Raw genomic sequence first — 23,384 nt, 5'->3', positions numbered from 1 at the left:
AGATATCCGCTCTTGGCAGTGGCTGGGCCAGCAGAATCTGATTGGGTAATGGTGTTGTCAAGGAAGCCTGCCTGGTTGTCGCCTGTTCCGCCCAAATCTGAAATCGAAGGACCAAAGCTGCCTTTGCCCAGGCTGGTCTGGTATACAACGTTGGCGCTATGGAGGTTACGAATTGTTTGAATGGCGGAAGCCGTGTTGGCTGAACGACGGGCGGCCAGCAGGTTTGGAATGGCGATAGCGGCGATAATACCAATGATCGCAACCACGATCAGCAATTCGATAAGTGAAAATCCCTTTTGCTTCTTCATGCTCAGTCTCTCCCTATGTTTGGTTGATGGGTCAACCCCAAATGTGTGTTGTGAATAAGGGGATGAAATGTTGGAAAATGAACTAATCCCCTTGAAATTGAGTGCTTGAATTGTGACTTCCCTTGAATCAAATGGCGTGCCAAACCTGTGATGTTTTATGAAGTTTGCTAAGTGCTTTATACTGAACATTTAAATTTTTATTGATTCAGCCCTTACATCATAGATGATGAGTTGGTGACAAATATTGTCAAGCAGGTAGTGCCGCAAAATGTAACTTATTGACGACTAGCTTTTTACTTGACTTTTTTTCGAATATTTTCGAATATATTTCTATTGTTTTCGAAAATTGTTTTTGAGAAATTGAAGTTATGGTTTAATAGGGTGAATTGTGATAACTCCACGTCAGCAAGAACTCCTCACGAGCATTCGCCGATTTGTTGAAACCCATGGTTTTGCTCCGACAATCAGTGAGATTCAAGAGCAATTAGGATTGCGGTCACCGGCTTCGGTTCATCATTTACTTTCTGAATTGGAAAAAGATGGATGTATTCGCCGGATTCCCAATGCCCGGCGAGGAATTGAGCTTGTTTCCCCGAGTGGAAATGATTCCGAATGCGAGATTCCTCTCTTAGGGGTCATTGCGGCAGGGTATCCGATTGAAGCCGTATTAAATCAGGAGACCATTTCGATTCCACGTTCCCTATTGGGTCGCCAAAAGACATTTGCCCTTCGAGTTCGCGGAAATTCAATGATTGGCGAGCAAATCTGTAATGGCGACTTGATCGTCGTTGATTCACGCTCGACCGCAGAGAATGGACAGACTGTGGTTGCCTTGATTGACCATCAGGAGGCAACTGTGAAACGATTTTATTCGGAACTTGATCAGGTTCGGCTTGAACCAGCCAATCCAGAATATCAATCAATCGTGGTTGCGCCTGAACGAGTTCAGGTTCAAGGTGTGGTAATTGGTTTAATTCGAAAATATCAACGGTAGTGATCTGATGCGCTTAATTTGGCCAGGGGAACCCAATGTCAGTTCCATCCAGGGTAACACTGGGAACTGCCATATTTGAAAAAAAGAGAAGTGAAATATGCAGTTTGTTTCTTCTGATCAATCAACTCAGTGTTTAAAAAAACACTACACTGAGTCCTATCTTTTGCTGGCAAAACTTGCATTAACGCTTACAGAACAACCGTCTGGAATCAATTTTCAGGTTGTGGAAGAAGTCCTTTCTTACCTTGTGACCCATTGTTCCTTTTGTGGCGCCCCATCTGACCTCACTTACCTGCGCCGGGGAATCGTCCAGGTCATTTCCTGCCCGGATTGTTATACCAAACCCCTTGACCTGGAAATTGCTCACCGGGTACTGAATGACGATCATCTCAAAATGATTCTTTCCTTTGCCCACGAAAAGGTGGAAACACCTCTGGAAGCCCAACTTCTCTTTGGCACCGACCCTCAGCTTTCCTCCTCATCGGATAGCGCGTCGGCACTTTAATTTCAAACGATTTGCAGAAAACAAACGGGCAACGGTGAAAAAATGGTTCTACCAGTTGCCCGTTTGTGACTCGAAATTAAAGTCGGGTTAAGTTTCGTTACACTTTGATCCCCCGAACCCCAAAAAATTCCTTTAAAGCCGGATAAACATCCTCTTTATTATCAATGCGAACACCGATAAATCGGGCTTTGTTTTTGAGGTGCTCCTTAAAAACTGAAAGAAGTGCCCCTGAGGAACGGCGATAGCTTGAGACACCTTCATCCCCAATTTCCCCATACCCAAACAGATTGCAGGTTTTGATGAGCTCGTCCGCCAGGCGAACCGCTTCATCATTGTCTGAGTAGTAGTTATCCCCATCAGAGAAATGAAACGGGTAGATATTCCAGTCACGGGGTGGAAACCGATCCTTGATGATTTCGAGAGCCAGTTTGTAGGCACTTGAGACAACTGTTCCACCTGATTCACCTTGCGTAAAAAACTGCTCCTCTGTCACTTCTTTTGCTTCGGTATGATGGCTGATGAATACGATTTTGACGGTATCGTATTTCGTCCGAAGAAACCGCACCATCCAGAAGTAAAAACTGCGGGCGATATATTTTTTGAACTCGCCCATTGATCCAGAAACGTCCATCATGGCAATGACAACCGCATTTGATTCATAGCGAACCGTTTCTTCCCAGCTTTTAAAACGCAGGTCTTCTTTGCGAAATCCTCCAACGCCAACCCGCTTTTTTTCCATTGCATTGCGCTTGATATTTTCAAGAACCGTCCGCTTTTTATCTAAATTGGACATAATCCCAGTCCGTCGGATTTCAGTGAACCGGGTCGAGCGGGAGGGCACCGCCTGTTTGGCTTTTTCCTCAAGAAAGGGCAAGGCCAGATCTTCAAAAATCAAAGCCGCGATTTCGTCAATGTTTACTTCGGCTTCGTAGAATTCCTGTCCTTCCTGATTCCCAGCCTGTCCTTTTCCCTGTCCTTTCCCTGGTTTTCCTTCCCGAGCCACCACATCTCCAACCTGCGAATGACCATCGCCCTGGGCGACCTGTTTTTGTTTGCGATAGTCAAAGCGGAATTTGTACTCATCCAGAGATCGAAGCGGAATCTTCACTGACTTCTTCCCATCCGACAGGATGATGGATTCATTTGACACAATTGAGCCCAGATTTTTTTTGATTGCTTCACGGACACGCTCAGCGTGGCGTTCCTGGTCCATGATGCCTTTCCGCTGCAGACTCCAGTCGTTGCGTTGTATTGCCATAAACAAAACCTCAACTTTCAGAGGTATTTAGCTGTCTAAATCACCATATTCGACGGGGGGTGGTGCGGAAACCGGACCGTCTTCAGGAAATTTTTCAGGAAGTGTTCGAATATCTGTCCGCCGCAAAAAATCGATCATCAGTTCAACAGTTTCAAGGGGGCGTTCTTCCTGTGGAACGTGACCACATTTCGGAAGCACATAAAACTCAGACTGTGGAATTGCCAGGTGCAGTTGTCCACCGAGATGAAGCGGGATGATCCGGTCTTGCTCACCCCAAAGGATCAGTGTTGGGACAGTGATGGCGCTTAATTCCAGTTCAAGCCAGTTCAGATCCCATTGACGGGCGCCAGTCATAAATGCCTGCTGACAATTGATTGATTGAACGGGTCGGAAATAGGCTTGTGTCCGTTCCGCATCAACCAGTGATGGATCGGCAAACATCGTCTTGACGCTATTGCGCACAAAAACCTTGGAACCAAAAAGGATTGGGATTGTGGCTTCTGCGACTCCATAGGTTCGGGCCAGGGCAAGATGTGCTGTCGAAAGTGGTTGGTGGAGCGGAGCATCATTGTAAGCCGCATCAATTAAGATCAGCCGTTTGACCCGACCTGGCCACATTAACGCACAGGCCAGAGCTACGGCGGCTCCATACGAAGTCCCACATAGCGTTGCCTGCTCAATTTCAAGTTGATCAAGCAATCCAATCATCAGTTGTGCCTGATCCTGAACATGATAGCGCCCATCCGCTGGTTTTTCCGAAAAGCCAAATCCTTTCAGATCTGGTGCGATTACTCGATATCCATCTTCAGCCAACGGATTGAGACAATCTTTCCACGTGAAATTGGATGACCCAAACCCATGAAGGAGCATCAGGGGGTCTGGATTGTGCAGTCCTTTTTCCTGAAAATGGAGTCTCACTTCATCCACCACGGCAAAATTACTGGCCATCGGATGATGGATTTCACCGGCATAATCAATCCACCGAATATCGCGCGGACGGCGTTGATACCGCCATACCCAGCCACCTGCCAATCCAAGTCCAACCAATGCGGTAATGAGGTTCTGTCGTTTCACAATAAGCGTCTCTCCGATCCGAAAGTAACAAGAAGCAGTTATTTTATCACGATTTCATTGTGAGCCGGATGCGAAAATCAGCAAGTGCATCCGGCTGGGAAGATGCTGAATTTTAACTTGTGTGGTACCAGTTCGTTACCAGCAGGGTTGATTGATTATGGCTTCTGACCTGTGAAGCCTGTTTTTTACAACAGGTCATTGTTCGCGGGTGCCGTTTTGAGCAGTTCATAGCCTTCAGATCTGGCCACATAGGTTGCCACCGTGATATCGCCAACGACATTGAGGGTCGTTCGGCACATGTCCAGGATGCGGTCTACGCCGAGAATAATCGCAATCAACGTCGGTGGCACCCCAATCATGGCCAGAATCGCAACAATAAAGGGAATTGAACCTGACGGAACGCCTGCGGTGCCAACTCCGCCCAAAATTGCCAGATACACCACCAGCAACTGTTGTCCAAGTGTGAGGTCAACACCAGCCAGTTGGGCCAGAAAGAGGACTGTAACACCTTCATAAAGCGCGGTGCCATTTTGATTGGCGGTTGCTCCGATGGTCAGCACAAAGGTGTTGATGTCACGTGGAACACCTAAATTTTCTTCTGAAATTCGCAGTGCCGTTGGGAGCGTGGCGTTTGAAGATGAAGTCGAAAACGCTGTTAAAATCACAACTTCCATTCGACGAAAGAAATCCAGCGGGGAGAGTCCAGATAAAAAATACACCGAAAGCGAATACACCCCAAACATTTGCAAGCTCAGGCCGAGCAAAACGGTCAGCACAAACCAGGACAGTGCCTGGAGCAACTCCAACCCGAATCGGGCGGTATTGGTGAAAAGCAGGCAGGCCACCGCATAGGGCGCCAGATACATAATCATTTCCACGATTTTCGAGGTTACCGCAAACGCTCCTTCAAGGAATTGAAGCACTGGTGTGGCTGATTCAGCCGGAATCAGTGTAATGGCAACACCCACCACGAGGGCAAAAAACATCAGGTGCAGCATGTTTGGAGTTTCAAGGGCAATGGCATTAGCCGGGTTGGAGGGAACGATGGTTTTAACAACCTGCATGGCCGCTGAATCTTTCGCCGCGGTTTTTTGCATGTCCTCAACCCGTTTTTTGGCGTCAGAGCCATATTTTTCCTGAAGCTGGGTGGAGGTAGCGGGCGAAATGCGTTTCCCTGGTTTGATCGTGTTGGCCAGTCCCAGGCCAATCACCACCGAAATGGCTGAGATCACAAGTGTGTAGGCAAATGATTTCAGCCCAATTCGCCCAAGTTTGCGAATGTCGCCTACGCCGGCAACGCCAACCACCAGCGATGAAAAAACCAGCGGCACCACAATCATGAGGAGTAACCGTAAAAACAAGGCGCCAACCGGCTCTGTGATATTCATCACGACCCAATCAACCCGTTGCAACATCTCAGGGCCCAACCGGTTTGCAAAGCTGTTGACCGCAATTCCCAGCGATGCCCCGACTGCCAGTCCAATCAGAATTCGAGTGTGAAGCGGAAGCTTTTTCGAATGATGTTTTTTATTCATTGAGTCAGGAAAATCGGGTGAGGCTGAGGGCTGGGCGCCAGAGGTTGGCTGAGTCTCAATCGGTTTTTCGGTCATGGACATGTGGATGCTCGCAAAAATTTGGTTGGGTTGGTGGGGAGAAAATGTGTTGCGAGAAACAATACCCGAGAACAGTTGCAAAACTCCACTGCTTGCCAGAGAGCACCAACAAAAAAGCACTCTGTCTGCATAAGACACAGATAGAGTGCCGGTTCAAATGTGGGAAGAAAAAAGCTTATTGAATGGTAAAGGCCGCGTCCTTGAAGAGTTTGGACCCATCAGGCAGGCTCACTTCAACGGTTCGGGTTCCAGGAATGGCCGTGGCCTTGACTTTGATCGTGACCCGGAGTTCAGTCGAACTGATCAGTTCTACTTTTTTGACTTTGATTCCATCACCCAGCAAAACCTGGGCGCCAGAAACAAAACCCCGGCCAAGCAGGCTGAGGACCACTTTGGTCCCACGCTGGCCGTTTGTGGGTGAGAGGCTGGTAAGTGCGGCTGTATTTGAAGTCACAATTGAAAAATTTGCCGCGCTCGATACAGTAACAGGTGGAAGTCCGCCTTTGGGGTAGGCTTCGATCCGAACCCGAGCCGTGCTGGTGTTGATTGTTGGGGTCGAGGTCCACAGAAAGACCTGTGCTTCTGGTGAAAGCGCGGCTGCAATCCGGCTTGGAAAGGTTTGCCCTCCATCGGTCGAAAGTCGAACCTCGTGACTTTCAGCCTGTGAGAAATTGGTTGTTTCCCATTTCACCTCAACTGGTTGACCGGCTTCAAAGCTCTCTCCTCCATTCGGAGTCAGCAGTCGCACGGCAAGCTGAGTTGAGGGGGAGTTCGCAATCTCGGCCCCGGAATAGATAAAGTCCTGCTGGTTGGTGGTGTCGTTGTTGGCTGCGTTTCCGGTGAAGTAAAACGAAACAGATCCGCGATCTTGTGCCGGTGCCGTCCAGGAAAAAGTCCATCGTCCCATGCGCGGGGTTCCAGCAAAGGTCCCAGTCTGGGTATGTTCAATGTAGGTGCGGGTGATTTGATCAAACGTGGTGCTTCGCAACTGGGTATTGATGGGGTCTGTCACCACAAACGTGCCTGCGGTTTCACCGGTTGATGCCACCGCTGTAAGCTGAAATCCCCAGCGCTGGCGGCCAGCCTGTTGGACCGTGAGTGTCAGTGGGTAGGTCTGTCCGGGTTGATACATTTGTGGAACCCCGGTCAGGGTCACCACTCCGCTTCCTGAGTTGAGTTCAAATGAATCATGGCAACTGACACAGGAGCCAAGATCACCTGGAGCACTGGTGTACCCCGGATCTGGGCCGCCTGAGTAAGCTGCCACGACAACCGTCCAGCCCGTTGCCAGGAAACACAACAAAATCAACCGTTTGACCTTTCGGAGAAAAGGTATTTGAGTCTGCATACATCCTTTTGGAATCCGAGTGAAAGGGCGAAGAGCGAACGTGCGACTCGCATGTTCGCTCTTTTATTCGCTGATCAAAAAAAGCCGATATTTTCAAACGACGCGCCCAGCACCTGGCTGGAAGACACATTGAGCCAGCCGTCCAGAATGGTGCCGTACACTGAGCGGAAATCAATATCGAAGGTCACATTTCCAGCCCGGTCAAGTGATGTAAGATTGGGATGCATCCCGTAAATACCGCCTTTCACTGGGTTTCCAATGACAAAGAGGGAAGAGGCGGTCCCGTGATCGGTGCCGAGACTGCCATTTTCATTTGGTCGCCGGCCAAATTCCGACCATTGCATCACCACCACCTGCTCGGCGAGACCATGACCTGCCAGATCCTTATAAAAAGCATCCACGCCTTCAGAGAAATATTTGAGCAGGGCCGCATGGTCGCCGCTTAGTTTTTGGTCTGCCGCTGCAATTTGCTGGCTGTGGTTGTCAAATCCGCCCAGCGTGACATAGAGGATTTGCGATTCGGGAATTGTGGTGATGATTTGAGCCAGCATTTTCAATCCTTCGGAGAGTGGATTATTCGCCGGATATTCCACATTGGATTGGTACTGCGCAATGCCTGCCTGTAATGTATCAGCCCCCTCAAGTGCATCAAGTCCAACCGAGGCAATTGATTGATCAAGCGCGCCTTTGGTACGTGTCTGACCATAAATATTGGTAAAGGTTTTCTCCTGGTTTTTACCATCTGCCGCATGTTTGGAGTCAGTTTGGTAGTCGTAACGTGGAAATTTCACGATGGCTGGGACCACGGCCACTGAGCTTTGCAGCGTTTTTGGAAGTCCATTGCCGACGCTCAGGGCTTTGAGGCCGACATTACTGCCATAGAGTTGTTCGGCTGCTTTCCCAAGCCATCCTTCACCCGAAATCTTGACCGGATCTGCTGTGTGCCAGATATCACGTGAGCGGAAATGCGACAAGGTTGAGTCTGGATAGCCAACGCTCTGGATAATCGCCAGATTGCCAGCGTCATAAAATGTTTTCAGTTCAGCCAGTTCTGGGTGGAGGGCATAGGTGTCGCTGATTGATAAAATCCCGTCTTTGTCCGTTAACCCAATGGTTGGTCGGGCTTTGAGATAAGCCGGGTCAGTATATGGAATTACTGTGTTGAGCCCGTCATTGCCACCGGCAAATTCGATGACAACCAGAATCCGCCGATCCGATGGGGCAAAAGACGGCGTTTGGGCAAATCCGGAAAGCCCCAGGTGCGGCAGAACCACCCCAGCGGTCACAAAGCCAAACCCTTGTTTAAGAAAATTTCTGCGATTGATGTGTTTTGAAAACATAGGTTGTTCCTCCCTGTGACCTTAATTGAGGTGATATTCCGGCAGGCTCATAATCAAATGCAGCAGGCCGCGCACTTTTTTATCAATGGTGGCATCGTCGAGTTTGAATTTTCCTTTTTGGCCGGAATCATCCAGGATGAGGTATTTCTGAAGTTCTTTCCGGGTTTTGGAAGAAACCTCAAGCGGTCCCATCAAATTCAAAAAATGATCAACCAGATCAGCCTTATTTTGTTTGTCAGCAGGGGGGAGCAGCAGTTTCGGGTCAATCAAGACCGTGATTTCACGGTTACGGTTGGTGAGCATATCGTTGGCAAAGTTATAGCGTTCGAGCATGGATGATGTATCAATCCAGCCCAGCCCACTGGTCCAGCCGCTCACATCCGGCGGATTCAGAATGTCCTGTCCTTGAAGCGCGAGAGTGTCGGCCACATTGCGAAGTCCTCCGGTGGCTTTCAATTGACGGATGGCGCCGATGGCAAATTCCACCGGGCTTTTCACCAGCGCAAACCGGGCCTTGTTCGAATAAAATTCGTCAGAGACGAAAATTGCCCGGAGCAGGGCTTTGATACTGTGGTCATTGGCAAAATACACATCGGCGAACCGTTCGATGACCGCCGGGCCTGGATCAGGATAAATAAAGTATTCAAAGAGTTTATGGGCAATAAAACGAGCAGTGGAACGATCCTGGGTCAGATTGGCGATGATGTCTTCGCCGTTAAAATTCCCTGAGGTGCCGCGGAAGGTTTTGACCCCGAAATCGTGCTGGTTCTCATTGAAAAAAAACTCGCCCCGTTTCACGGTCCAGCCAGTAAACGCCCGAGCCCCCTCTTTGACATCATCTTCGGTGTAATTGGATTCACCCGTGACCACGTCGGTGACGCCACAGGTAAAGAGTTCCATTAACTCACGCCCAAAGTTTTCATTTGGGTTGCCACGAACATTGGTGTTGTTATCCAGCCACAAAATCATGGCCGGGTCACGGGAAATATTGAGCAGCAGATCATCAAACCGGGCCAGCGCAAACCGGCGCAAGGTCAGGTTTTGGAGATACATCGGGTACTCGGCGACTTTGGAAAAGGCGGTGGCAAAATGATCGTGCCAGAAAAGAGTCAATTTTTCTTCCAGTGGCCGGCGGGTGTAGGCCATGCGCAACAGGAAAAAACGTCGGATTTCATTGCGGTTAAACGAGCGCGGGTCTTCGACATCAAACCTGATGTTTTCAGTCAGAAATTTTTCCAACGCGCTGTTGTCAATCAACTCATAATTGAGCAGGTAATCAACACTGCCTTCAAGGCCGCGTTTGACCAGGTCGGCAATCTCAACATCGCTGCCGGCAAACCCTGCCCGGCGAAGCAGATGCGCTGCATTTGAAGTATTCCATGCTACAGGTGCCATAGGTCTTGGCAGTCTCCCTTCCTTACTATTCTCTAGGGCTTTCACAAGCCTGGTGGGGTGAATGAGTTCGATGGGGAATAAAATGAATGTTCGAAATTTTTGAAAAGACGGAACGCAGCCTATGACGCACCAACCACGGAAATGGTTTGGAAAACTGCCTAAATCCAACAAATCCCGAAGCGTTGACGCCCTTTCAACCCCTATGGTATGGTGCGATACCTTCGGAGCACATCCAGAACTCTCTTCGTGATTGATCCTAACTCAGCCTATCTACCTGATTTCGGTTTTAGTGGTAACCGTCCATGATTACCGGTATTAACACCGACATCAAATACAATGGTGTCGTCTATCACGTCCAAACCGAAGACAAAGGCCCGGAAAATCCGCTGCTTCTGTCTCTGGTTTATGTTGGTGGTCATATTCTGGCTGCCAAACGAACCAACTATGCCAGAGACCTGGTTGAGGGAATTAGCCAGGATGAGTTACAGGCGAAGTTGGATAAACAACATAAGTTAATCCTGGCCATCATCAGTCGTGGGCGAATTGATGAGCTGGTGAAGATGCGCGAACGCGAGGTTCAGGCTGAGCGTGAGGCCGCGCTTCAGACCAGTGGTGGTGAGCCTGCCGCTCCTGAGCCGCCGCAACCCATTTTTTCACCCCCTCCGCCAGCTCAAGAAGCACCAGTTTGGTCAGTCCCTTCACCCGTTCAAGCGGAACCGGTGGCTGAGGTTCTGCCGGATATCACGCTTCCGGGCGCTGAATCACTCCCAGCGGCACCTCCCCTTGGCACCACCCAAATGCTGTCGCCATTACTGGCTGAACAGCTTCTCTCCAGTTTTTCTTCAACTCCACAGCCAGTCATCGAGTCAACTCCATCGGTTGGTGTTTCCGAGGAACTCTCAGCTTTGCTCGGCGAATCAAGCGAATCGGCTGGGAAGCTCCCGCCACCGCCACCCTCAATGCCGCAAGCGCCCTTGGGGGTGACCCAGGTTCTCTCCCCGCTGGTTGCCGGGTTGCTTTCCGAGCCTCCTGTTTCGGCTGAATCCTCGAAAGGAAACACGGCTGCGTCGCTCGATGCCTTGCTCCATCAGATTATTTCGTCAGGGCAGGTCACGACTGATCTTTCAGTTCCGGACCAAAACCAAATGCAGCCCCAGCCAATCCGTCCGGGTGAATCAGGTGGGCGTCCAGAAACCGGAAGCCTGAGTTTTGGAAAAACACAGGCATTTCGGGAATTTGACCTGGATCGAATTATTTCCGATTACCTGCAAACCGAATCAAAAGAAGAAAAGGTTGAAGTCCGTCTGCTTGGAAACACCGCGTTTTATGCGGGCGAAACCGTGGTCCTTCAAGTTGAAGTCACCCGCGGCCAAACCCGAGCCCCGTTAGGCGCCGCCCCGGTGATTGTGAAAGTGCTCGGTACTTCGTTCAAACCCCAAACCCACTCCATGATGACTGGCCCCGATGGCATGGCCATGACCACGATCACCCTGCCAAATTTCACAGCAGGGAGCGCGGCCATTGTGGTCCAGACATCTTCCGATGCGGGCGAAGCTGAAATTAAGCAGTTGATTCGCCGCCGATGATTTTTCAACGATCTTCCTCCCCATGCACGTTACACTCAACGGAGAATCTCACACCTTTGACAACCCCATTTCCCTCAGTGAGTTAGTGGTTTATCTCGGTTTAAAGCCCGAGCGACTTGCAATTGAGTTAAATGGTTCGATCTGTCCCCGTGCGCTGTGGGCCACGACCTGCATGCAGGAAGCTGACCGGGTTGAAATCGTCCATTTTGTCGGTGGCGGCGAGTCCTGATGGTAGCCACGGAGGGCAAAGGGCCTGAGTCGGGATTCTTTTCCGTTTTTCCTCTCCATCGAGTTTTTATGAGTACACTTCTGGAAAATGACAAGCTGGTAATTGCGGGACGTGAATTCAGCTCCCGCTTGTTGATTGGAACTGGAAAATATCCCAGTTTTGAAATCATGCGCGACGCTCATGTGCGATCTGGTGCCGAAGTTGTCACCGTTGCCGTTCGACGGGTGAACTTAACCGACCGTTCACAGGAATCACTGCTTGATTACATTGATGCCAATCGGTTTCTGTTGCTTCCAAATACAGCCGGGTGTTACACCGCCGAAGAAGCGATCCGAACGGCTCGACTGGCGCGCGAAGTTTTGCAAACCCCCTGGGTGAAGCTCGAAGTCATTGGCGATGAAAAAACTTTGTTCCCCGATAACGAGGGACTGGTTGAAGCAACACGCGTTCTGGCCAAAGAGGGCTTTATTGTTCTGCCTTATTTTAATGATGATTTGATCACTGCCCGAAAGCTCATTGATGCCGGTGCCGTGGCGATTATGCCCCTGGCCGCACCAATTGGTTCCGGACTGGGCATTCAGAACCTCACCACCATGCGCATTTTGCGCGAATTGATCACGACGGTGCCAATTATTGTGGATGCCGGTGTCGGAACGGCTTCAGATGTGGCGCTGGCAATGGAACTGGGCATGGACGGTGTTTTATTAAACACGGCGGTTGCCACGGCCCAAGATCCAGTCAAAATGGCTGAAGCAATGAAGCTGGGCATTGAAGCTGGGCGACTTGCCTACCTGGCCGGACGCATGCCTCGACGCCTCTATGCCAGTGCCAGCAGCCCTCTTGACGGGTTGGTCCGCTAAGGGGGATTCCTCAAAAACACCCTAAAAGCCTGCTCTCTCTGGTTTGAAAAAACCATTGGTGGCGGGCTTTTGTGTCTTAGGCCAGTCAGCAGTTAATGGTTCACTAAGTTTATTTGATTGAATTGTTTAAATATCGGCTAATATGAGGGATTTAGTCGAAAATGTTAGTACTCTTTCACCTTTTTTGGATTGACTACTGGCTACTGGCTACTCGCCACTCACTACTCACTCAGGATTCGCTACTTGCTCAGAATTGGCTCACACTACACAGAAGGAAGATGGCCAAAAACCAATCCCAGGAGTGCATTTTTGCACATGACACAGAGTTGAGCGGTCACAACCTGACTGACTTCACGTTGCAGGGTTTCGGCGGAGGAATGTTGGATCAAATTGAGCATCTTGTTCATTTGCGACTGGCTTGACTCACCATCGCCCAACACCTCATCAACGTTTAAATATCCATCAAAGGCGGCTTCGACGCGGAGGCTGACATTGTAGTAAAGTGAACCGAGCATCAGTGGTTTACCGCAACAGGTACAGGGGATTGATTCAAAGTCTTGCGCACTGGCCATGGGAAGCTTCTCGCCAAGAGGAGTGACATGCTGGGATCAGTCGGGATTGTACCTGTGAACCTCAGTGATGACGAGTGGAATTTCAGGAAGTCTCGACGCCGCTTAGGGGCTTTCAGATTTCATTTCTGATCAAAGAACTGATCAAAATTGTCTTTGATGGGCAGGCGATTGCCAATAAAAAGTAGACCCATGGGTCTTCGGACCCCAATTTCCACGATAGAAAGTGTGACGGAAGAATGTGGATAGATTCAGATCGTGCCTTTACTACCTTTTGCAATGAAGCTGCCGAATCGCCCCAGATTGGAATTGATCTGGAGTTTCAGGGCGAGGGCCGTTATGTCCCGCAGCTTTGTCTGGTGCAAATTGCCACGCCGAGCAAAATCGTGGCGGTTGATCCATTTCGAGTCAATATTGCCCCGCTGGGACCGATTCTGGCCTCACCTGAGGTTCAAAAAATATTCCATGCCGGCACCCAGGATATCGCCATTTTGCAACGTGAGACGGGCATCACGCCGGTTGGGGTGTTTGATACCCAGATTGCAGCGGCATTTCTTGGGTTTGGGGAATCGGTCGGCTATGTGGCGCTGGTCTCGCGATGTTTGAAAGTTTTTTTGAGCAAGCGACAGCAATTCACCGATTGGACGCGACGGCCTCTCAATCGCGAACAGGTTGATTATGCCCTCAATGATGTTCGCTATCTGTTGTCATTATCGCAATTACTGGTTGAGCAACTCGAGCAGCGGCAACGGTGGGATTGGGTCGCTGAAGCCTGTGCGGAAATGGTGACACAGGCCCTTCAGACCCGGACTCCGGAACAGGCGTACCTTCGCTTTGGGAAGCTGGCCGGGTTGTCCCGTCGAGAACTGGGAGTCTTGCGTGAACTGGCTGCGTGGCGTGAGTACACCGCGCGTGCCGAATCGCGTCCGGTAACCACAATTTTAGGCGAGGATGTCATGCGCCAGTTGTGTTATGTCCTGCCGAAAACAGATGCCGAACTGCGCCAGATTCGTGGATTTAAACCAAACCTCCCGCCCAGTTTACGGGAGGAAATTTTGGCGGCCATCCGGAGCGGGCTGGCCTTGCCGGAATCAGAATTACCCGAGCCATTTCAACCACGTGAAAATGATGCCGATGCCGACACGATTGCTTCACTGCTCGGTGCCGTGGTCCGCGCACAGGCCACCCGGTTGGAACTGGCTCCGGCACTGGTCAGCACCCGTGACGAGTTAGTTCGGCTGGCCAACTGGGCCGCCACCCAGGATCCGCAATCCCCCCTCCCTGACCTGAATTTGCTGCGAGGATGGCGTGCTGCCGTGGTCGGTAACTTACTGGTTGATATTTTGCGGGGCAAAGTTGGAATTCGCGTAGATCGCCGAAACCCAGGCAGCCTCGCAATGCTTGAACTTCCCGAAGTATAGAACCGGGTTCCGGATTTTCGAAACCAAGAGCGAAGAATCAGGCATAAAAGGTTTATGGCCGACACAGTCATTTGGGCAGCGCTTTTCCAGTTAGTGATTGCCACGCTCCACGGTTTTTTTGGAGCCTGGCTCGCCGTCCGAATGGTCTTTCGACCGCGGAAAGCAATCCTGGTGTGGGGAATTCAACTGCCCTTTACTCCAGGCATGATCCCTGCCGAACGCGAACGTTTCTTGACCACATTTGCCCAGGTGATTGCTGAACGTGTCTTGACGGTTGAAACAATTGCCGATGAATTATTTCGGATGGGTATCCGGCGGGAAATGGAAGTGGTATCCGCCAGGCAGTATGCCGAACAAACCGGAAGCGATGCCTTTTTGCACGATATTGCTGAACGACTGGTTCAGGTCATTGAGGATTCCGGCAATAATCGCCACGTAGCCGAACGGCTGGATGTGTCTGTCGCTCGCGGAGTGATTGCCGCCATTGACGAAAAATATGGATTACTTGGGCAAACCGTGGCGAAAATTCTGGTTGAAGCTGGATTGGTGCGCAAAGTTTTGGCTGCATCGCTTCGGGATTTAGCCAGCGAAATCAGTCAAAACCCGCTTTCGCGGGCCGCTTTGCTGGAAGCGATTGCCGCTGCGGGTCATCAGATTTTTCCAACTCGCGAGGCTCAGGATGAACCGGATGGAACTCCGATTGCAACACCGGATCTATCGGCGGTTGATCGGTTTGTCATCACACTGAGCCAGCGATTGGATATGGAGCGGATTTTAAAAGAGCAACTGATGGCGTTCTCGGATGAAATGATCGAAGACCTGGTGTACCAGGCGGCTGGTCGCGAACTCCGGATGATTATTCGATTTGGGGCAGTGGTTGGGTTTGTGATTGGACTGGTACAGGGATTTCTGGTGATTGCCAGTCGTTGGCCCTGATGGAATGAAGAAACTAAAGAGTGGTTAGTGGTTAGTGGTTAGAAATCAACGCTTTCGAATCAGTCAAGCTTCTTCAGCCGTCTTCTTCAGCCCTAAAAAGAAAATTGAACAATGCTTTTATCGGGATTGGGCGCGTCCTGGCCGTGACCGTGGGCTTCGCACCACGGCTATTACTTCCCGATTTTCATTTGGGTCGAAGCCATTTTCTTTTGAGTTCGGTGGCACTTTCCCTGACAAAAGCTCAGACCCCATTGAAGTCTTTGGATTTCTTTTTCGTGTTTTTCGTGTATTTCGTGGTTTCCTGTTCTGAAATTCGATCTCTCCGGGTGACTTTCGATAAAAACGGGAAGTTGTATTTTTACAGTCCCTTAGCCCTGGTTTTCAGCCCTGAGCCTGCGAGTCTTCAACCAAAACCTTGCCCTGAAATGAACGGTAGAGATAGGTAAAGTACCCCGTGGCAAGGAGCATTCCGACACACCACCAGGTTAATCCGATACTGAGGCCATATTCGCCAGTTGAAGCGTTGTAAATTGTCAGGCTGTGCGTTGTATCAGTACTGGCGGGTAGCACTGTCGGAAAGAGTCCAAAGGCGGCACCCCCAAGCATTCCCACCAGATAAGTTGTCGAAGACAGGAATACCATTCCATCTTTTCCGGTCCTCCAAAAGAATTCCAGTCCGATGAGCCCGCCCACAACCAGCAGTGGAAAGACCAGCCCCCACCAGTGTGCCCGGTAATTATCGAGCATGGCGGGTCGTACCACGAGCGTGGCCGCTAAGCTGATTGGTGTCAACAAAATAAGTATTCGGCTTGAGAGCAAGCCAGCCTGACGGGCCCGTTCATTCACTGTCTCAAGGGTTTTGGCGGCAACATAGGCCGCACCGTGTGTGGTCAGAGCAACGAGTGCTACCAGACCAGCCAGCACTGTGTACCAGTCGAGAATGCCGGGATGTGGACCCGGTTGGAAATTGGTCCACAATGGTTCAAAGAAATACCCTTCTGCGTTCAGTGGTACGCCACGGATGACATTTCCAAGTGCTGCTCCCAGAAAGATGGCTAACAGAGCACTTGATGCGGCAAACACTACATCCCAGAACGAATGCCACATTGGGTTCTCGATATGACCACGGAGTTCAATCCCCATCCCGCGCAGCATTAACAACCACAAAACCATCATCAAGGGCAGGTAAAATCCACTAAAGCTGGCGGCATACAGAACTGGAAACATGCAATAAAGTGTTCCTCCCGTCGCCAGCAGCCACACTTCGTTTCCATCCCAGACCGGCCCGATTGAGCGGAGGACAGTCCGGCGTTCGCGGTCGGTTTTTCCGACCAGGAGGTGGATGATTCCGGCGCCGAGGTCAAACCCATCCAGTACCACATACACTGTGAGCATCAATGCCACAAGCACAAACCACACCGGTTGCATCAGGCTTTCCCCCCTTCCTGTTCTGGTTGGCTCTGATCATGAGTTGATTCGAGCGCTTTCGGCCCGTGGTCAATTTCACGCCACATCAAAAACAAAAATAAGATTGCCAGGATCGTGTACATCCCCATAAACCCGAGCAAGGTAAAGAGTCCATTGCCGGCTGACACAAGTGGAGACGTGCCTTGACTGGTGCGCAGCAATCCATACACCAGCCAGGGTTGCCGTCCGACTTCGGCGGTGACCCATCCGGCGGTGTTGGCGATGAAGGGAAATGGAAAACTGAGCATTAAAATCCAGAGCATCCACCGGGACTGGAAAAGCCATCCCCGCCAGAGTAGGAATACAGCGATGCTGGTAATCCCAATAAAGATGGTGCCCAGCCCAATCATGATGTGATAGCTGTAGTAGAGCAGAGGAATATGGTCGGGCCATTCTTCACGTGGGAAGGCTTCGAGTCCTTTCACTTCCGCTCCCCATCGCTGATAGGTCAAAAAACTGAGCATATTGGGAATCATGATGGGGTTGTCCAACCGTTGGTTTTCAACATCCGGTTGGCCGATGATCACCATGGCGGCGCCCTGCTCGGTTTTGAACAACCCTTCCATGGCGGCAAATGCGGCTGGCTGATGGCGGGCGACCAGTTTAGCCTGCATATCTCCGGTTGGCATGGCCTGCAAAAAACTGGCGATACAGGCGGTGATGACGCCCAGTTTCAGAAACATTTGACCGTACTCGACTTGTTCACGTGATAACAGGTAATAGGCACCCACTGATGTCATGACAAGCGAGGCGGTGACCACCGAACCATTCATATTGTGCAGGTATTGCCAGATGGCCCAGGGGTTTAACAGGAGGGCCCAAAAACTGGAGAGGTGAACCGATCCATCGCTGGCGACAATGTACCCGACCGGATGCTGCATCCAGGCATTGGTCACGATGATGAAATAGCCCGACAGCCACGAACCCAGAAAAACCAGCACCGACGCCAGCCAGTGCCCCCACCGGCCAAGTCGTTTTTCGCCAAACAGAAACAGCCCCAGAAATGAGGATTCCAGGAAAAAGGCAAATACGCCTTCCATGGCCAGTGTCTGGCCGATGACACCTCCGGCAAAGCGGGCAAACCGTGCCCAGTTGGTGCCAAACTGGAATTCCATGGGAATGCCGGTAATCACGCCAAAGAAAAAGCTGATTCCAAAGACTTTTCCCCAAAACTGCGCGGCCCGGTTGAAACGGTCGTCGTTTTTCCACACCGCCAGGCTTTTGAGCATGACAATTAGCAGCGCCAGCCCCATCGTCAGTTGAGGAAACAGGTAATGAAAGGTAATGGTAAAGGTAAATTGCCATCGGTTGATGGCCAGGGCGTCGTCCATACCAGGAAATGCGCTTTCTTCCCAACAACGGGACGTAACGACGTTTCCCATCCGGCAACAAGAGCCAGGGCCGTAAATAGTAGGAAGGACAACCGGATCAGTACCGTTCCAGGATGGAAAACGGGAGAGAAAAAAGAACCAAAACGAATCGCGTTATGCTTGTGGTCCTCAACCTATATCGCTGATTGACCGAAAAGCAAACCAACCTTCCGAGATCAATTTTGTGGATTATGCCGCTGATTTGAAGCAAGCCAACCAGTTTCAAAAAAGTTTCGCCGAACCTCCTTTAGGGACTGAAATGGATTTGTGGTTCTCTCATTTCTCTTTCATTGTGGTTTTACCTGATTTTTGACAAACTTTTTAATCTCGCTCAGGCTCTAACCCTGGCAAAGAATCCAGTCACTGAAAAGATTGGTACAGTTTCACCAGGCTTGAAGGATCAAACACTCCATATGACGAACGTGAGTTACTCGTTGAACCTTAACTATCTTCTGGTCGGGTCGGTCCTTGGAATCGTGATGGTTGTTGCAACGTCAAGTGCGCTGGCCCAACAGCCACCCGCATCTCAGGTCCGGCCAAAAGCTGATCAGGCCGAATCAGAGCCCTATAACAGCCGCCAGCCGGTTTTTGAATCATTGTTGCGCAATCCGTATGAATCCAGATTGCTGGCGGCGGCCCTTGGACTCACTGAAGACCAGCAGATACGGATTCGCCAGGTTTATCGCCAACATGGGCTGGCGATGGCCAGCGCCTTCAAGGATATGCGGGCCAGGCGGTTTGCGCTGGATGATGCATTGTTTAGCGATGAATTTAACGAAGCGGCTGTGAATCAACGGGCCAAAGATCTGGCTGAAGCCCAAACCCAGTTGTTGATGATCCAAACCAAAGTTCAATCCCAACTCCGCCAGATTTTGACCACCGATCAACTCCACAAGTTTATGGAATTACGTCACGATGAAGGCCCTCGACGATTTGATAAACAACTCCAAAAGCAGATGCGAAAGCTTTGAGTTTGTGTAACCTGCCTGGACTTGTAAAAAATCGTTTGGCAGTTTCACCAGCAATGACATATAGTTCCTGGACTTCACCGATTTGTTTTTCCGCCTCTTTGTCGCAAAACAATTTGGTGTAGGCGTGAAGTTGAATTTGGAACATTTTTCACGGTCGTCTCCTCACTTTGGCTCTGAAGTCGAATGCATGCTTCAGAGCTTTTTTGTTTCCAAAATCCCAGTTTTCCTGCTGATTTCCACCTCCCAAAAATTCTTTCGGTCTTGAGTTGGAAGTTCTGAAGTCACAGTTTGGTCTTGCACTTCACGAAAACATCATGAATACTGAAGAAGTACTCATTTTTCCAAGTAAACAACCTTACAAATCCTAGCTACGATAGAAGAAGCCGGTCCTTAACTGAGCGATGGCTGTGTTTCCCAGTTGAGAAAATGGGGTGTCTTTCAATTCATGTGCGAAGCCCAAGGAGGGTTCGATGAGTGAGGATTTTGAATCAACGCGTCGAGAGAAACGATTACCTTGTAGCCTGACGGCTGTGGTGGAGGGTATTGCCAAAGACGGTGAATTCTTTAACAGCACCGGGGAATGTATCTCTATCAGCCGGAAAGGGGCCTGTGTCATTTCCGCCATTCAGGTTGAAGTGGGAGATCAACTGGCGCTGGTTGTTCCGGCAATCAACCCTGAACGACGGGAATTGATGAACGTGGTCTGGATCCGCGACATCAATGGCGAGCGCCACCTTGGGCTTGGCCCAGTTGACGAAGAAACCCATGTCATGTTTGGGGAAGATGTCATTTCCTGAGCTGCCACCACCTGGCCATCTCTGATATCTGATCGCGGTTTCCTTCTGGACAGAACTTGTGACGGTCGTGGTCGAGCAAGCCCCCAATCAGAGATCAGGCACTGGCTGATCTGCTTGTGTTTAAATCACATTCTTTCTTTTTTGGACAGGTATTGTGTCAGAATTTATCCAACCCAATCTCAAAGTTTTAATTGACCGTGCTCAAATTCAGGAGCGCATCCAGCAACTGGGCAATCAAATTACAACCGATTATCGCGGGAAATCGCTGGCGCTGATCAGTGTTCTCAAAGGGGCCAGTCTCTTTACCTCTGACCTGATGCGATGTGTAGACCTGCCCTTAACCGTTGATTTTATTGCCGTATCAAGCTATGGAGCAGCGGCCAAGTCGTCTGGTGAAGTGCGAATTTTGAAAGATCTCGACACCAGTCTCAAAGGGCGTGACGTGCTTGTGGTGGAAGACATTGTGGATACAGGGTTGACCCTCAACTATCTGCTTGACAATTTCCGCCGCCGGGATGCGGCATCCGTTCAAGTTGCCGCACTATTGGACAAACCGGAACGGCGACTGGCGCAGGTTGATGTGGCATACACCGGCTTCACCATTCCCAATGAATTTGTGGTCGGCTATGGTCTTGACTATGCCGAACGGTATCGCAATCTGCCGTATATTGCCATCTTGCAACTCGAAGAGTCCTGATTCCCGGCTCAGTACTGAGCGGGCGGAAACGGATTTGGATTGACTCAGCCCGATGCCTTGAGCCCGACCAACTGGCAGCGTCGGTTCCGCACCTGGTACTCAGCGACAAACACCTCTGAACTGGAGTCCCATTCCAACCTCAGGCAGGTTTTTGTCCCCGCTTATCCCCTCGCGGAGCACACAACCAGCAATTATTCTTCGGCGTGCTATCACCCAATGATAGTCACCCGAGCAGCTTTCTCAACACCAGGGTCCACCCTGGTTTGTGAGTTGAGAAAGCTGAGATGTGGAATTTTCACAGGCCAGGGAAATCCCAAACATTGTATTCTGACGCAAAGGGGGGCACATGGCTGTGCGCAACACCGGAAGTTTATCAAACACAGTCGAGTCCAGCGGTGGGCGTCAAGAGGGGGAAACGGCGGCTGAGCTGTTACAGGTCGGCAAAGAGGCGTTTGCTCAGGGGGAAATTGCCGACGCAATTGCCACTTTTCAATCAGTCATCACCACCTATCCATCCCAGTCGGCTGAAGCCTGGTACTTTCTGGGAATCGCCTTGATCAGCCAGGGAAAGCTCGAACAGGCTGTTGATGCCTATCAGAAGGCGATCTCCCGATCTGCAACACCGTATCCTGAAGCCCATCATAATCTCGGTTTAACCCTGGCCCAGTTGGGGCGGCTCGATGCCGGGCTGAGTGAAATTGAACAGGCGCTGAGGCTGCAACCTGATTTGGCTGCTGCCCACTACAGCCGCGGCGCACTGCTCAAACAACTCCATCGCCCAGCCGAAGCCAAAACCGCCTTTCAGGAAGCCATTCGCTCGGCACCACAGCAGCCCTGGTCTTATATCCATCTGGCCACCATCTGGTATGAGCTCGGAAATCCAGACCGGGCTCGCGAAATATTGCGTGACCTGTTAGCTCAACAGCCTGAATTTTTAGCTGGCCACTTGACGCTTGGCCAGATTGCGCTTGGGCAAAAAGATTATCTCGACGCACTGGTCTGTTTTCAGGCAGCGGTTGATGCACAACCCCAGGCCATTGATGGTTGGGTTGGTCTGGGACAGGCTTCCCGGTTGCTGGGTGATTGGGGAAGGGCCGTGGCCAGCTTCCAGGCGGCACTCCAACTTGACCCACGTCGAGCCCAGCTCCATCAAGAACTTGGCATGGTGTTTTATGAAAGCGGGAATGTTGCGGCAGCCGTCCAGGAATTTGAAACCGCAGTCAAGTCTGATCCTGATTTGACCAGTGCCTATCTGGATTTGGGGATTGCCTTGCGGGATTTTGGCAAATTGGAGGAAGCCGCCGAAGCCTTTCGCGAGGCACTCTCGATTGAACCGAGACTGCCCCGGGCCCATCATAATCTGGCGGTCGTCTTGTTTGAGCAGGGGAAATATTTTGAAACCCGTCGCACCCAGGAACCCCTTGAAGCAATCCAGCGGGCCATCGAATATTCAGATCAGCCATATCCAAAAGCCTATTTCAATCTTGGAAATTTTTATTACGCCCAGGGAAATATCGAAAAGGCCGCCGAAGCCTATCGCCAGGCGATTGAGGCTCAACCGGATTTTGCTTTTGCCCATCGCAACCTCAGTAATGCGCTGGCTCGCCAAAACAAACTTGATCAAGCCCACCAACACCTGCAACTGGCCCTGACGCATGGGGATACCGATGTGGCTGCCTACCACAACCTGGGGATCTTGCTCCTGCGCCAGAAAAAATACGCTGAAGCGACCCAGGCATTTGAAAAGGCGGTCGCGCAGCGAACCACTGATGCTGAAAGTTGGCGTGGGGTCGGATTGGCGAGTTTATTAAATGGTCAACTCTCTCAAGCTCATCAGGCATTGACGACTGCAATCCATCGGCGCGGCGGACGCTATCCGGAAGCTCAATATGATTTGGGACGGGTCCAGGCTGCCCAGGGAGATCACGAAGCGGCCTGTAAGTCATTTCAATTAACTATCACGGAAATGGGCGGGGTGTACTGGCGAGCCCACTATCAACTCAGTCATTCCCAGGCCGCCCTCAGCCAGTTCCCGGCAGCCATTCAATCGCTCCGGACTGCCATTGAGCAACTTGGACAACTGTTTCCGGAAGGTCACTATGAACTGGGGATGTTGCTGGTTCGAGCCGGAAACGGGCTTGATGCCACTCAGGTCTTTCGAACCGCGATTGAACAGCGCAAAGGCAAATATCCCGAAGCCTATTATCGGTTGGGGCGGATTTATTCGCAGCAGGGAAATCCAACCGCCGCCATCGCTGCTTACCGCACCGCGATTGAGCAGCGTGGAGGAAACTATTCCGAAGCCTATCAAGATTTGGGGCGCGTGCTGTATCGAACCGGAGATCTCAACGGTGCCAATGAAGCCTATAGCGCCGCCGTCCGGTTCCAGGGAAAAACCATTGTGCCAACCGACACTTCAAAATCTCCGATCAATCAAAATCCAGCGACCGAGCTTGATGAAGAGTTCCTGAAACGGCTCCGTCAGGCCGCTCCTCTTTATGACGCTGGCGGATAGTCAATGCCGGCAGATACCCAATTGCCCGCCAAAGACTGCTTGCATCACCTTTGCCACCCTTGCTATTGAAAGGGGTGCAGAAAATCCTTCCTGTTCGCAAAACCAGTTTGAATTTCCATTGTGGAGTACAA

Annotated in this window: 20 protein-coding genes and 1 pseudogene; 11 read left to right on the top strand and 10 right to left on the bottom strand. The window is 50.8% G+C overall.

Translation table 11 applies throughout. The features are described 5' to 3' along the window. Window positions 1–224: 224 nt before the first annotated feature. Window positions 225–308: pseudogene (locus tag HY774_16790) on the bottom strand (prepilin-type N-terminal cleavage/methylation domain-containing protein). A gap of 388 nt (window positions 309–696) precedes the next feature. Here HY774_16790 and lexA point away from each other — a divergent pair. After that, window positions 697–1,302, top strand: coding sequence for a transcriptional repressor LexA (gene lexA / locus HY774_16785; protein ID MBI4750144.1), 606 nt, complete (start codon window positions 697–699; stop codon window positions 1,300–1,302). Window positions 1,303–1,399: 97 nt separating this feature from the next. Beyond that, the gene (locus HY774_16780; protein ID MBI4750143.1) at window positions 1,400–1,807 is read left to right on the top strand and encodes a hypothetical protein; all 408 of its coding nucleotides are present in this window, start codon (window positions 1,400–1,402) and stop codon (window positions 1,805–1,807) included. 97 nt (window positions 1,808–1,904) lie between these two features. On the opposite strand, the gene yhbH is transcribed toward HY774_16780, so the two are convergent. The 6 genes from yhbH to HY774_16750 form a co-directional block, all read right to left on the bottom strand. After that, window positions 1,905–3,065, bottom strand: coding sequence for a sporulation protein YhbH (yhbH, locus tag HY774_16775; GenBank protein ID MBI4750142.1), 1,161 nt, complete (start codon window positions 3,063–3,065; stop codon window positions 1,905–1,907). 27 nt (window positions 3,066–3,092) lie between these two features. Next, a complete protein-coding gene (locus tag HY774_16770) occupies window positions 3,093–4,139 on the bottom strand; it encodes an alpha/beta hydrolase (protein MBI4750141.1) in 1,047 nt (348 codons plus the stop codon). A gap of 185 nt (window positions 4,140–4,324) precedes the next feature. Continuing rightward, entirely contained in the window at window positions 4,325–5,674 is a 1,350-nt protein-coding gene (locus HY774_16765) for a dicarboxylate/amino acid:cation symporter (protein MBI4750140.1), read from the bottom strand. A 253-nt stretch (window positions 5,675–5,927) separates the two neighbouring features. Next, entirely contained in the window at window positions 5,928–7,100 is a 1,173-nt protein-coding gene (locus HY774_16760; GenBank protein ID MBI4750139.1) for a hypothetical protein, read from the bottom strand. A gap of 74 nt (window positions 7,101–7,174) precedes the next feature. After that, window positions 7,175–8,440, bottom strand: a complete 1,266-nt coding sequence (locus tag HY774_16755) for a DUF1501 domain-containing protein (GenBank protein MBI4750138.1) — start codon at window positions 8,438–8,440, stop codon at window positions 7,175–7,177. A 21-nt stretch (window positions 8,441–8,461) separates the two neighbouring features. Beyond that, window positions 8,462–9,835 (bottom strand): DUF1800 domain-containing protein, encoded by a 1,374-nt coding sequence (locus HY774_16750; GenBank protein MBI4750137.1) that lies wholly within the window; start codon window positions 9,833–9,835, stop codon window positions 8,462–8,464. Window positions 9,836–10,137: 302 nt separating this feature from the next. Here HY774_16750 and HY774_16745 point away from each other — a divergent pair, with 302 nt between their 5' ends. From HY774_16745 to HY774_16735, 3 genes are all read left to right on the top strand, one after another. Further along, window positions 10,138–11,421: a hypothetical protein gene (locus tag HY774_16745; GenBank protein MBI4750136.1), complete on the top strand. Its 1,284-nt coding sequence runs from the start codon at window positions 10,138–10,140 to the stop codon at window positions 11,419–11,421. Between the two features lie 22 nt (window positions 11,422–11,443). Next, on the top strand, window positions 11,444–11,650 hold the full coding sequence (gene thiS, locus HY774_16740) for a sulfur carrier protein ThiS (GenBank protein MBI4750135.1): 207 nt from the start codon (window positions 11,444–11,446) through the stop codon (window positions 11,648–11,650). A 68-nt stretch (window positions 11,651–11,718) separates the two neighbouring features. Continuing rightward, the gene (locus HY774_16735; protein ID MBI4750134.1) at window positions 11,719–12,510 is read left to right on the top strand and encodes a thiazole synthase; all 792 of its coding nucleotides are present in this window, start codon (window positions 11,719–11,721) and stop codon (window positions 12,508–12,510) included. A 263-nt stretch (window positions 12,511–12,773) separates the two neighbouring features. Here HY774_16735 and HY774_16730 read toward each other — a convergent pair whose 3' ends face one another. Then, window positions 12,774–13,082, bottom strand: a complete 309-nt coding sequence (locus HY774_16730; GenBank protein ID MBI4750133.1) for a hypothetical protein — start codon at window positions 13,080–13,082, stop codon at window positions 12,774–12,776. Window positions 13,083–13,318: 236 nt separating this feature from the next. Between HY774_16730 and HY774_16725 the strand changes: the two genes are divergently transcribed. Together HY774_16725 and HY774_16720 are read left to right on the top strand one after the other, a co-directional pair. Then, window positions 13,319–14,500 (top strand): HRDC domain-containing protein, encoded by a 1,182-nt coding sequence (locus tag HY774_16725; GenBank protein ID MBI4750132.1) that lies wholly within the window; start codon window positions 13,319–13,321, stop codon window positions 14,498–14,500. A gap of 54 nt (window positions 14,501–14,554) precedes the next feature. Beyond that, window positions 14,555–15,436 (top strand): DUF445 family protein, encoded by an 882-nt coding sequence (locus HY774_16720; GenBank protein ID MBI4750131.1) that lies wholly within the window; start codon window positions 14,555–14,557, stop codon window positions 15,434–15,436. 381 nt (window positions 15,437–15,817) lie between these two features. Here the strand turns inward: HY774_16720 and cydB are convergent, their stop codons facing one another. Next, complete coding sequence (gene cydB, locus HY774_16715) at window positions 15,818–16,864, bottom strand: cytochrome d ubiquinol oxidase subunit II (protein ID MBI4750130.1); 1,047 nt, start codon at window positions 16,862–16,864, stop codon at window positions 15,818–15,820. Beyond that, window positions 16,864–18,234, bottom strand: a complete 1,371-nt coding sequence (locus tag HY774_16710) for a cytochrome ubiquinol oxidase subunit I (GenBank protein MBI4750129.1) — start codon at window positions 18,232–18,234, stop codon at window positions 16,864–16,866. The genes cydB and HY774_16710 overlap by 1 nt, the downstream gene beginning before the upstream one ends. Before the next feature lie 452 nt (window positions 18,235–18,686). Here HY774_16710 and HY774_16705 point away from each other — a divergent pair, with 452 nt between their 5' ends. From HY774_16705 to HY774_16690, 4 genes are all read left to right on the top strand, one after another. Beyond that, window positions 18,687–19,244 (top strand): periplasmic heavy metal sensor, encoded by a 558-nt coding sequence (locus tag HY774_16705; protein MBI4750128.1) that lies wholly within the window; start codon window positions 18,687–18,689, stop codon window positions 19,242–19,244. A 470-nt stretch (window positions 19,245–19,714) separates the two neighbouring features. After that, a complete protein-coding gene (locus HY774_16700; GenBank protein MBI4750127.1) occupies window positions 19,715–20,041 on the top strand; it encodes a PilZ domain-containing protein in 327 nt (108 codons plus the stop codon). A gap of 166 nt (window positions 20,042–20,207) precedes the next feature. After that, on the top strand, window positions 20,208–20,738 hold the full coding sequence (gene hpt / locus HY774_16695) for a hypoxanthine phosphoribosyltransferase (protein MBI4750126.1): 531 nt from the start codon (window positions 20,208–20,210) through the stop codon (window positions 20,736–20,738). 346 nt (window positions 20,739–21,084) lie between these two features. Further along, window positions 21,085–23,253 carry a tetratricopeptide repeat protein gene (locus HY774_16690; GenBank protein ID MBI4750125.1) on the top strand — a complete coding sequence of 723 codons (2,169 nt, stop codon included), beginning with the start codon at window positions 21,085–21,087 and terminating at the stop codon, window positions 23,251–23,253. Window positions 23,254–23,384: the final 131 nt, after the last annotated feature.

This window comes from Acidobacteriota bacterium, assembly GCA_016208495.1.
Lineage (GTDB): Bacteria > Acidobacteriota > Blastocatellia > Chloracidobacteriales > Chloracidobacteriaceae > JACQXX01.
This window is presented reverse-complemented; position numbering and strand designations above follow the sequence as displayed.